The sequence below is a fragment of the Microbacterium sp. gxy059 genome, assembly GCF_050958665.1.
Taxonomy (GTDB): domain Bacteria; phylum Actinomycetota; class Actinomycetes; order Actinomycetales; family Microbacteriaceae; genus Microbacterium.
In genome coordinates, this window is the sequence record NZ_JAMXWT010000013.1 from 70,893 (window position 1) to 82,054 (window position 11,162).

12 protein-coding genes are annotated in these 11,162 nt (G+C 69.8%); 1 reads left to right on the forward strand and 11 read right to left on the reverse strand.

The window, feature by feature from the left end:
* The 11 genes from atpD to prmC all read right to left on the reverse strand — a co-directional run bounded on the left by atpD (position 1) and on the right by prmC (position 9,944).
* The gene (gene atpD, locus NHL53_RS09290; RefSeq protein ID WP_433776582.1) at positions 1-1,443 is read right to left on the reverse strand and encodes a F0F1 ATP synthase subunit beta; all 1,443 of its coding nucleotides are present in this window, start codon (positions 1,441-1,443) and stop codon (positions 1-3) included.
* A 25-nt stretch (positions 1,444-1,468) separates the two neighbouring features.
* A complete protein-coding gene (locus NHL53_RS09295; RefSeq protein WP_433776583.1) occupies positions 1,469-2,371 on the reverse strand; it encodes a F0F1 ATP synthase subunit gamma in 903 nt (300 codons plus the stop codon).
* A 21-nt stretch (positions 2,372-2,392) separates the two neighbouring features.
* A complete protein-coding gene (gene atpA / locus NHL53_RS09300; RefSeq protein ID WP_433776584.1) occupies positions 2,393-4,024 on the reverse strand; it encodes a F0F1 ATP synthase subunit alpha in 1,632 nt (543 codons plus the stop codon).
* Between the two features lie 55 nt (positions 4,025-4,079).
* Positions 4,080-4,862, reverse strand: a complete 783-nt coding sequence (locus NHL53_RS09305) for a F0F1 ATP synthase subunit delta (protein ID WP_433776585.1) — start codon at positions 4,860-4,862, stop codon at positions 4,080-4,082.
* Positions 4,862-5,410 carry a F0F1 ATP synthase subunit B gene (locus tag NHL53_RS09310; protein ID WP_433776586.1) on the reverse strand — a complete coding sequence of 183 codons (549 nt, stop codon included), beginning with the start codon at positions 5,408-5,410 and terminating at the stop codon, positions 4,862-4,864. Before NHL53_RS09310 ends, NHL53_RS09305 begins: the two co-directional genes overlap by 1 nt.
* A 34-nt stretch (positions 5,411-5,444) precedes the next feature.
* Complete coding sequence (gene atpE, locus NHL53_RS09315) at positions 5,445-5,678, reverse strand: ATP synthase F0 subunit C (protein ID WP_433776587.1); 234 nt, start codon at positions 5,676-5,678, stop codon at positions 5,445-5,447.
* Positions 5,679-5,722: 44 nt separating this feature from the next.
* Positions 5,723-6,496, reverse strand: a complete 774-nt coding sequence (gene atpB / locus NHL53_RS09320) for a F0F1 ATP synthase subunit A (protein ID WP_433776588.1) — start codon at positions 6,494-6,496, stop codon at positions 5,723-5,725.
* A 188-nt stretch (positions 6,497-6,684) separates the two neighbouring features.
* Positions 6,685-7,173 carry a hypothetical protein gene (locus NHL53_RS09325; protein WP_433776589.1) on the reverse strand — a complete coding sequence of 163 codons (489 nt, stop codon included), beginning with the start codon at positions 7,171-7,173 and terminating at the stop codon, positions 6,685-6,687.
* Positions 7,174-8,358 (reverse strand): MraY family glycosyltransferase, encoded by a 1,185-nt coding sequence (locus tag NHL53_RS09330; protein WP_433776590.1) that lies wholly within the window; start codon positions 8,356-8,358, stop codon positions 7,174-7,176.
* Positions 8,355-9,026, reverse strand: coding sequence for an L-threonylcarbamoyladenylate synthase (locus NHL53_RS09335; RefSeq protein ID WP_433776591.1), 672 nt, complete (start codon positions 9,024-9,026; stop codon positions 8,355-8,357). Before NHL53_RS09335 ends, NHL53_RS09330 begins: the two co-directional genes overlap by 4 nt.
* A gap of 30 nt (positions 9,027-9,056) precedes the next feature.
* Positions 9,057-9,944 (reverse strand): peptide chain release factor N(5)-glutamine methyltransferase, encoded by an 888-nt coding sequence (gene prmC / locus NHL53_RS09340; protein WP_433776592.1) that lies wholly within the window; start codon positions 9,942-9,944, stop codon positions 9,057-9,059.
* Between the two features lie 119 nt (positions 9,945-10,063).
* Between prmC and cysK the strand changes: the two genes are divergently transcribed.
* Positions 10,064-11,002, forward strand: a complete 939-nt coding sequence (gene cysK, locus NHL53_RS09345; protein WP_433776593.1) for a cysteine synthase A — start codon at positions 10,064-10,066, stop codon at positions 11,000-11,002.
* Positions 11,003-11,162: the final 160 nt, after the last annotated feature.

Here is an 11,162-nt window from a genome sequence, read left to right on the forward strand (position 1 = left end):
TCAGGCGTTCTCCTTCTGGATCCTGTCCCAGTTGGCGAGGACGTCGTTGAGGCCGCCGACGTTGAAGAACGCCTGCTCCGCGACGTGGTCCATCTCGCCCTTGACGATCGCGTCGAACGACTCGATGGTCTCCTTGAGCGGAACGGTCGAGCCCTCGACGCCCGTGAACTTCACGGCCGTGTAGGTGTTCTGCGAGAGGAACTGCTGGATCCGGCGCGCACGCGACACCGTGATCTTGTCCTCCTCGCTGAGCTCGTCGACGCCGAGGATCGCGATGATCTCCTGCAGCTCCTTGTTCTTCTGCAGGATCTGCTTCACGCTCGTCGCCACGCGGTAGTGGTCCTCGCCGAGGTAGCGGGGGTCCATGATGCGGCTCGTCGAGGTGAGCGGGTCGATCGCCGGGTACAGGCCCTTCGACGCGATCTCTCGCGAGAGCTCCGTCGTCGCGTCGAGGTGCGCGAACGTCGTCGCCGGGGCCGGGTCGGTGTAGTCGTCGGCGGGGACGTAGATCGCCTGCATCGAGGTGATCGAGTTTCCGCGGGTCGACGTGATGCGCTCCTGCAGGATGCCCATCTCGTCGGCCAGGTTGGGCTGGTAGCCCACGGCCGACGGCATGCGGCCGAGCAGCGTCGACACCTCGGAGCCCGCCTGCGTGAAGCGGAAGATGTTGTCGATGAACAGCAGCACGTCCTGCTTCTGCACGTCGCGGAAGTACTCGGCCATCGTCAGGGCCGACAGCGCGACGCGCAGACGCGTCCCCGGCGGCTCGTCCATCTGGCCGAAGACCAGGGCGGTCTTGTCGAGCACGCCAGCCTCGTCCATCTCCCAGATGAGGTCGTTGCCCTCTCGGGTGCGCTCGCCGACGCCGGCGAACACCGACACGCCGCCGTGGTCCTGCGCGACGCGGGTGATCATCTCCTGGATGAGCACGGTCTTGCCGACGCCCGCACCGCCGAAGAGGCCGATCTTGCCGCCCTGCACGTAGGGGGTGAGGAGGTCGATCGACTTGATGCCCGTCTCGAACATCTGCGTCTTCGACTCGAGCTGGTCGAAGGCCGGGGCCTTGCGGTGGATCGGCCAGCGCTCGGTCACCTCGAACGAGTCGGCGTCGACGTTCAGCACGTCGCCCGTCACGTTGAAGACCTTGCCCTTGGTGACGTCGCCGACGGGGACCGAGATCGGCTCGCCGGTGTCGCGCACCTCCTGGCCGCGGACCATGCCGTCGGTGGGCTTCAGCGAGATGGCGCGGACCATGTCGTCGCCCAGGTGCTGCGCGACCTCGAGGGTGATCTCGAAGGGCTCGCCGCCCGAGGTGATCGTCGTCTTGAGCGCGTTGTAGATGTCGGGCAGCGAGTCGTGCGGGAACTCGATGTCGACGACGGGGCCCGTGACTCGGGCGACGCGCCCGACGACCGCGGTGCGGGTGTCAACCGTGGTTGTCATGTCTTTCGTCTCTTTCCTGGATGTCCTAGGACGCCAGCGCGTCCGCGCCGCCGACGATCTCGGCGATCTGCTGCGTGATCTCCGCCTGACGCGCGTTGTTGCGCAGGCGGGTGTAGTCGGTGATGAGCTTGTCGGCGTTGTCGGATGCCGACTTCATCGCCTTCTGCGTGGCGGCCTGCTTCGCGGCGGCCGACTGCAGGAGGGCGTTGAAGATGCGGCTCTGGACGTACACCGGCAGGAGCGCGTCCAGCACCTCTGTCGCCTCGGGCTCGAACTCGTAGAGCGGGTAGAGCTCGGCCGGCGCGCCGGCGTCGCCCGCCTCATCCGCCTCGACGACCTCGAGCGGCAGCAGGCGGACGGTCTCCGGCTCCTGCGTCATCATGCTCACGAAGCGGTTGTAGACGACGTGGAGCTCGTCCACCCCGCCCTCGGCCGCGTCGGTCGTGTACGCCTCGAGGAGCGCGTCCGCGATCTCCTTCGCGTTCTCGAACGACGGGGTGTCCGCATCGCCCGTCCACTCCTGCTCGGCCGCCATCTGGCGGAACTGGAAGTAGCCCACCGCCTTGCGTCCGAACAGGTAGTAGACGACCTCCTTGCCCTCGCTGCGCAGCAGCTCGCCGAGCTCGAGGGTCTCCTTGATGACCTGCGAGTTGAAGGCGCCGGCGAGGCCGCGGTCGCTCGTGAGGAGCAGGATCGCGGCGCGCGTCGGGTTCTCCGGCTCGCGGGTCAGCGGGTGGTCGATGTCGGTGTAGGTCGCGACGGCGGAGACCGCTCGCGTCACCGCGCGGGAGAAGGGCGACGACGCGCGCACGCGCGCCATCGCCTTCTGGATGCGCGAAGCCGCGATGAGCTCCATCGCCTTCGTGATCTTCTTGGTCGTCTGAGCAGAGGAGATCCTCTGCTTGTACTCCCGGAGTTGTGCGCCCATGATGCGTCTCTTTCGCGGGCGTTACGCCGTGCGGCCCTTGACGATCTTCTCCTGGGCGATGTCCGCCTCGTCGGCGGCATCGTGGTGCTCGGCCACCGGAGCCTGATCGGAGGGCTGGAACTCGAGGAGGAACGTGTCGACGCCCTTCTCCATCGCCTCGAGGACCTCGGGCTCGAGCTTGCCGGACGAGCGCAGGTCGTCGAGGACCGACGTGTTGCGCCCCAGGTAGTCGAGCAGCTCGCGCTCGAAGCGGAGGACGTCCTCCACCGGAACCGTGTCGAGCTTGCCGTTGGTGCCGGCCCAGATCGAGACGACCTGCTCCTCGACGGGGTACGGGGAGAACTGGGGCTGCTTGAGCAGCTCCATGAGGCGCGCGCCGCGATCGAGCTGACGGCGCGAGGCCGCGTCGAGGTCGGACGCGAACATCGCGAACGCCTCCAGCGAGCGGTACTGGGCCAGCTCGAGCTTGAGCGTTCCCGAGACCTTCTTGATGTGCTTCAGCTGCGCGTCGCCGCCGACTCGCGAGACGGAGATTCCCACATCGACCGCGGGACGCTGGTTCGCGTTGAAGAGGTCGGACTGCAGGAAGATCTGGCCGTCCGTGATCGAGATCACGTTGGTCGGGATGTACGCCGAGACGTCGTTGGCCTTGGTCTCGATGATGGGCAGGCCCGTCATCGACCCCGCGCCCAGCTCGTCCGAGAGCTTCGCGCAGCGCTCGAGGAGGCGGGAGTGCAGGTAGAAGACGTCGCCGGGGTACGCCTCGCGGCCCGGCGGGCGACGAAGGAGGAGCGACACGGCGCGGTAGGCCTCGGCCTGCTTCGACAGGTCATCGAACACGATGAGGACGTGCTTGCCCTGGTACATCCAGTGCTGGCCGATGGCCGAGCCCGTGAACGGGGCGAGGTACTTGAAGCCCGCGGGGTCCGAGGCGGGAGCCGCGACGATCGTCGTGTACTCCATCGCGCCGGCCTCTTCGAGCGAGCCCTTCACGGACGCGATCGTCGAGCCCTTCTGGCCGATGGCGACGTAGATGCAGCGGACCTGCTTCTCGGGGTCGCCCGACGCCCAGTTGTCCTTCTGGTTGATGATCGTGTCGATCGCGATCGCCGTCTTGCCCGTCTGGCGGTCGCCGATGATCAGCTGACGCTGACCGCGGCCGATCGGGATCATCGCGTCGATGGCCTTGATGCCCGTCTGCATCGGCTGGTGGACGCTCTTGCGGTCCATGACGCCGGCGGCCTGGAGCTCGAGCTCGCGCTCGCCCTCGATGCCGGCGATATCGCCGAGGCCGTCGATCGGGGTGCCGAGCGGGTCGATGACGCGGCCGAGGTAGCCCTCGCCGACCGGGACCGACAGGACGCGGCCGGTGCGGGTGACCTGCTGGCCCTCCTCGACGCCCGTGAACTCGCCCAGCACGAGCGCGCCGATCTCGTTCTCGTCGAGGTTCTGCGCGAGGCCGAGGGTGCCGTCCTCGAAGCGGATGAGCTCGTTCGCCATGACGCCGGGGAGCCCCTCGACGTGTGCGATGCCGTCGGCGGCGTCAGCGACGGTGCCGACCTCGTTCGCGCCAGAACCGGTGGGCTCGTAGGCGGCGACGAAGTCCTTCAGCGCGTCACGGATGACGTCGGGGCTGATGGTGATGTCTGCCATTGTCTTCCTTCGTTGTGCGGGCCGTGCGGCCCGGATGCTTCCGGCGCGGAAGCGTTCAGCCTGCGAGCCTCGTCCGGAGATCGGAGAGGCGGGACGAGATGCTGCCGTCGATGACCTCGTCGGCGATCTGCACGCGGATGCCGCCGACCACGGAGGAGTCGACGACCTCGTTGACGGTCACCTCGGAGCCGTGGCGAGCAGTGAGAGCGGCGCGCAGCCGGTCGCGCTGCGCATCGGTCAGCGGCGCGGCCGTGTGCACTGTCGCGACGGCGCGGCCGCGCTCGTCGGCGACCACGCGGATCGCGTGCTGCAGCGCGGCGCGCACGCGGCGCTCGCCCGGCTGCTGCACGAGCGAGGACACGACGACCTCCGAGCCGGCGCTCACGCGACCGCCGAGGAGCGTCGCGACGAGGTCGCCCTTCTTCGACGCGTCGCCCAGGCGCGCGCCGAGCGCGAGCTCGAGCTCCGGGTTCTGCGCGATGAGGCGGGTGACCTGGAACAGCTCGCTCTCGAGGTCGCCCTGATCGGCCTTCGACGCGGCGCGGATCGCAAGCTCCTCGATGCCCCGGACCAGGTCGGCTGCGTTCGACCAGCGCTGCTCCGCGACGGCCGCGAGCACACGCTGAGCGGCGGGAGAGAGGGATCCGAAGACCCGGCCGACGAGCGCCGCGCGAGCGGGGGCGTCGGCGGTCTGGTCGGCGAGCGCGCCGCTCAGCGCCGAGGAGCCGCCCGCGGCACGGGCGGCGGCGAAGAGCTCGCGCGCCGTGTCGAGGTCGACCGTCGCCTGGGCGAGAGCGTCCGCGCTCGCCTTCAGCGCCTGAGTGGTCGCGCTGCCCATTACCTCGCCGCCTTCTCGGAGGCCTCGAGGTCGGCGAGGAAGCGGTCGACGACGCTCTGCGCCTTCTGGTCATCGCTCATCGACTCGCCGATGACGTTGCCCGCGAGGTCGAGGGCGAGGGAGCCCACGTCGCTGCGCAGCGAGACCATGGCGGCCTGACGCTCCGCCTCGATCTGCGTCTGCGCGGAGGCCGCGATGCGCTCGGCCTCGGCCGTCGCCTGCGACTTCGCCTCGTCGACGATCTTCTTGCCGTCGACGCGGGCGGCCTCGCGGATCTCGCCGGCCTCCTTGCGCGCCTCGGAGAGCTGCTGCGTGTACTCGGCCAGAGCGGCCTCGGCCTTGCGCTGCGCCTCGTCGGCCTTCTCGATGTTCCCCTCGATGGCGGCGGAGCGTGCGTCGAGCACCTTGTTCAGGCGCGGCACGGCCACGAAGACCACGACCGCGATGATCACGGCGAAGCACACGGCCGACCAGATGATGTCGTATGCCGCGGGGATCAGAGGGTTCTGATCCTCCTCGGCGGCGACAGTGACAAGAGCCTTCAGCATCCTGTCTCCTTACCTGTGAGTCGAGGGAACGGGATCAGCCGAAGATGAAGGGCGTCGCGATGCCGATGAAGGCGAGGATCTCGATGAACGCGACACCGATGAACATCAGCGTCTGCAGGCGTCCGGCGAGCTCCGGCTGGCGAGCCGTCGACTCGATCGTCTTGCCGACCACGATGCCCAGACCGATGGCCGGGCCGATCGCGGCGAGACCGTATCCGATGGTCGCGATGTTGCCGGTGATGTCGGCGAGAACCGTCGAAGCGTCCACTGGGGTGTTTCCTTTCGTAGGGCGAGCAGCCGGTCGGCTGCCCGTCAGTGCTCGTCCGCAACCGCGAGCTGGATGTAGACCGCGGTGAGGATGGTGAAGACGTACGCCTGGAGGGCGGCGACGAAGATTTCGTAGAGGGTGAAGGCGAGGCCGAGGCCGAGCGTGGCCGGCGACAGGACCGTCAGCCAGTTGAGGCTCAGCAGGAAGAAGTGGGTGGCGCTGAAGAGCAGCACCAGCACGAGGTGGCCCACCATCATGTTGAGCAGGAGTCGCAGGGTGAGCGACACCGGGCGGAAGACGAACGTCGAGACGAGCTCGATGATCGCGATCACGGGAACGAGGTACCCGGGCACGCCGCCCGGCACCAGCGAGTTCTTCATGAAGCGCCCGAAGCCGTGGCGCTTGATGCCCGCGTAGATGAAGGTGATGTACGCGACCACGGCGAGCATGAGGGGGACGCCGATGACGCTCGTGCCCGGGATGTTCATGCCGGGGATGATGCCCGTGATGTTGAAGAACAGGATGCCGAGGAACATCGCCGACAGCAGCGGCACGAACCGCTTCCCGTCCTTCTCGCCGAGCACCTGGTAGACGATCTGCTCGCGCACGAAGCCGAACAGGAACTCGATGACCTGCTGGCCGCGCCCGGGGATCACCTTCATGTTGCGCGTCGCAAGGAGCAGGATCGTCACGAGGACGACCGTGGCGATCACCTGAGCGAGGTTGATGCGCGTGAACTCGAAGGGGCCGATGGAGAAGATCGCCTCGGGGAAGAATTCGGCGATCGACGGCGGGTGGAACTCGACCTTGTCGGCCATCGGTGCGATCTTGCTCGGCTGAGTCAACGCATGGCTCCAGCTTCTCGCGCAGACCGGGGCCTGCGGGGTGTGGTGTGGTGAGAAGGCCTGCTGCGTCGAACCGGCGCCTCAGTGTGCCGGGACCCGTCGCAGGACCTCCACCAGCCTACCAAACGATCGGCGTGCTTTTGACGGGCTGTAGAAATCGATCAGCGATCCGCGGCGCGCTCCCCGCGGTCCTCGCCCTGCTCGTCGTCGCCCGGGAGGGCGACGTCGCTCACCGAGGGGATCCGCATGCGGGCGATGACCGCGACGTCGACGACGAGCGAGGCCACCGCGGTGACGACCAGCGCGCCGTAGAGCACCCCCCGGACGACCCAGTCGATGCCGAACACGAGGTTCAGCGCGATGATGAACGCCAGGATCTTCACGAGGAAGACCCCCATGAAGATCCCGAAGAAGACCACGGGGTAGTTCGGGGTGCCGAACCAGCGGTTCGCGAACAGGATGCTCGCCGCCGTGAGGGCGGGGAAGAGGAATCCGATCACGGAGCCGAGCACTCCGCTGAGGAGGCCGTCCGTCCCGGCCGCGAGCTGGCCGATGACGGCCGCCCCCACGAGCACGACCCCGCAGACGACGGCGCTCCAGATGAGGACGTTGCGCATGATCGGGTTGCTGGACACGGGCGAGGGGGCCATTCAGGTCTCCTGGGTCTCGGAGGCGACGGGGGTCGCGGAGGGGCGGGGCGGGGGCTGCGAGGGCACGAGCGTGAGCACCAGGCAGGCGGCCACGCCCACGAGGCCGAAGCCCACGGCGAGCCAGTACTCGCCGAACCAGTGGTCGCCGAACCAGTCGGCTCCCGTGAAGAGGTACATGAGGAGGACCGTGAGCGCGGACACCGCCGTCCACGCGTAGAAGATGAGGGTCGCGTCGCGGTCGGTGTGCCCCATGTCGAGCATGCGGTGATGCAGGTGCTCCCTGTCGGGCGAGAAGGGCGACTTCCCCCTGCTCATGCGCCGGATCACCGCGAGGCCGAAGTCGAGGAGCGGCAGCACCACGACGATGATCGGCAGGAGGATCGGCAGGAGCGTGCCGAGGATCTGCGAGCGGCCCGTGACGTCGGGGTCGAGCGCGGCGGGGGGCAGCTGCCCCGTGATGGCGATGCCGCTCGTCGCCATGAGCAGGCCGATCACGAGCGCGCCCGTGTCGCCCATGAACATCTTCGCGGGGTGCCAGTTGATCGGCAGGAATCCGGCGCACGCGCCGACGAGGACGGCCGCGATGAAGGTGCCGAGGTTGGCGAAGCTCGTGGCGCCGGCGTCGCGGACCAGGATGTACGAGTAGACGAAGAACACGCCGTTGGCGATGAGGCACACGCCCGCCACGAGGCCATCCAGGCCGTCGATGAAGTTGACGGCGTTCATGACGATCACGATCGAGAACATCGTGAGGATGATGCTGATCCAGCTCGACCACAGCGTGATGCCGCCGATCGGGAGCGCGTAGATCTGCAGCCCTCCCCCGATCGCGATGATGCCGGCGGCGATGAACTGCGCGCCGAGCTTGATCATCCAGTCGAGGTCCCACAGGTCGTCGGCGACGCCGACGAGCGCGATGAGGAGCGTCGCCCCGAGCACCGACCAGACGACACGGGGCTCCGCCCAGAAGATGCCGAAGTAGTCGAAGGCGCGGGAGACGAGGATGGCGGCGACGATGCCGAGGAACATCGCGATGCCGCCGAGACGCGGCGTCGGCGTCTTGTGGACGTCGCGCTCGCGGACGGGGGGATGCAGCCGGTACCGCAGCGCGATGCGCCAGATCACCCAGGAGAGGACGAACGTGATGCCCGCCGTGATGAGCGCGGTGAGGAGATAGAGCTTCACGCGTCGTCCTGGAGGAGGTCGCCCAGGACCTCGCGCAGCGCGTCGCGGCTCACCGCACCGTCGCGAAGGATCCGCACCGCCCGCTCGCCGCGGCCGGGGACGAGCGACGTCGCGTCGACGATCGTCGAGGCGACGCCCGTGCGCACGGGCCCGTCGTCCAGATAGGCGGCGACGCTCTCGCCCAGCATGCCCTTGGCGGAATCGATGTCGATCGCCGCGGGACGGCCGGTGAGGTTCGCGCTGGACACCGCGAGCGGGCCCGTCTCGGCGAGCAGCTCGAGGGCGATGGGGTTGTCGGGCTGGCGCACCGCGACGGTCCCCCGCGTCTCCCCGAGATCCCAGGTGAGGGAGGGCTGGGAGGGGAGCACGATCGTCAGTCCCCCCGGCCAGAACGCCTCGACGAGGCGCGAGACCTCCTCCGGGACCTGCTCGACGAGCGCGGGGAGCGTGTCGGCGGACGAGACGAGCACAGGCGGCGGCTGCTGCCTGGTGCGCCCCTTCGCGTCGAGGAGCGCCTGCACGGCGTCGGCGCTGAACGCGTCGGCCGCGATGCCGTAGACCGTGTCCGTGGGCATCACGATGACCTGGCCGCGCTGGATCGCCTGGCGAGCGTGGCGCATGCCGGAGAGCATCTGCTCGCGTTCGCGGCAGTCGAAGACGGAGATCATATCGGCTCGATTCTACGGTTCCTCCCGCCCTCAGGCGGGTCGCAGCGCGGTCGTCGCGCGGTCGCGCTGGGTCAGGTCGGGGTGCGTGGCCGTCGCCTGCCACCCGTCGGCGGCGAGGATCGCGCGGACCGCACCGCCCTGCCACTCCCCGTGCTCGAGGACGATGACCGCCCCCGGTCGGCCGAGGCGGAGGCCGACCCTGCTGATGGTCCGGATCGGATCGAGGCCGTCCGGCCCGCCGTAGAGCGCGGCGGCGGGATCGTGCAGACGCACCTCCGGGTCGCGCGGGATCGCCTCGTGCGGCACGTAGGGCGGGTTGGAGACGATCACCGCGACGGTTCCCGCCAGGTCGTCGAGCGCGGCGTCGAGGTCCCCATGCCGCAGGTCGACCCGTGGCGCGATGGCGTCGACGTTCCGCCGGGTCCAGACGATCGCCTCGTCGGACCGCTCGACCGCGTGGATCCGCGCGTGCGGCACCTCGGTGGCCAGCGCGAGGGCGATCGCTCCCGATCCGGTGCCGAGGTCGACCGCGATCGGCTCCGGCTCCGCCGCCGAGCGGAGTGCGTCGACGGCGAGCTGCGCGACCTGCTCGGTCTCGGGCCGCGGCACGAACACCCCGGGACCGACCCTCAGCGTCAGGTGCCGGAACGGGGCCGCTCCGACGATGTGCTGCAGCGGCTCCCGGTCGCGCCGCCGGCGCAGCATCGCGCGGAGCGCCTCCCCCGCGCGCTCCGGCATCGCGTCGCCGCGGATGATCGCCGTCTGCACCTCGCCGCGCGAGACGTCCGGCCCCAGGGCGGCGGCGACGAGCAGCTCCGCGTCGACCGCGGGATCGGGCACTCCGGCGTCCGCGAGGGCGCTGATCGCCCCCCGCAGGACGTCGCGGAGAGCGGGAGGCGATGAGGGCTGGTCCGACACGATCCCCCACCCTATTCCGGCACCCTGTGACATCCTTCGACACACATCGGCGCCGCGCCGTCCGCGCGCCTCTAGGCTTACCGTGAGCCCCTGGCCCCTGACCGAAAGGCACCCCTCCCATGGCTGCGATCCACTCCGACATCACGAGCGCGTTCGGCGGCACGCCCCTCGTCCGCCTCAACCGCGTGACCGACGGCGCCGGCGCCGAGGTCGTCGCGAAGCTCGAGTTCTTCAACCCCGGCTCGAGCGTCAAGGACCGCCTGGGCGTCGCCATCGTCGACGCCGCCGAGGCGTCGGGCGAGCTGCCCGCCGGCGGCACCATCGTCGAGGGCACCTCGGGCAACACCGGCATCGCGCTCGCGCTCGTCGGCGCCGCGCGCGGCTACCGGGTCGTGCTGACGATGCCGGCCTCGATGTCGCAGGAGCGCCGCGTGCTGCTGCGCGCCCTCGGCGCCGAGCTCGTGCTGACCGACCCCGCGAAGGGCATGAACGGCGCCGTCGAGGAGGCGAAGCGCATCGTCTCGGAGACCCCCGGCGCCGTGCTCGCGAGCCAGTTCGAGAACCAGGCCAACGTCGAGATCCACCGCCGCACCACCGCCGAGGAGATCATCGCCGACACCGACGGCGAGATCGACGTGTTCGTCGCGGGCGTCGGCACGGGCGGCACCATCACCGGCGTCGGCCAGGTGCTCAAGGAGCGCGTCCCGAACGCGCGGATCGTCGCGGTCGAGCCGGCCGACTCGCCGCTCCTCAGCGAGGGGAAGGCCGGCCCGCACAAGATCCAGGGCCTCGGCGCCAACTTCGTTCCGGCGATCGTCGACCGCGACGTCATCGACGAGATCGTGACCGCGCCGCTCGACGCCGCCCTGGCCACGGCGCGCGACCTCGCCGCGAAGGAGGGCATCCTCGCGGGCATCTCGTCCGGCGCCGCCGTGTGGGCCGCGGTCGAGATCGCGAAGCGCCCCGAGTACGCGGGCAAGCGCGTCGTCGTGGTCGTCCCCGACACCGGCGAGCGCTACATCTCGACCCCCCTGTGGGAGAGCCTCCGCGACGACTGATGGCTCTCGGGATCCGCGAAGACCTCCGCGGGGGGGGGGGGGGGGGGGGGGGGGGGGGGGGGGGGGGGGGGGGGGGGGGGCGCCGGCCCCCCCCCCCCCCCCCCCCCCCCCGCCGGGGATCACTGGATGACGGTGACGGACAGCGTCGAGGTGTAGTCGC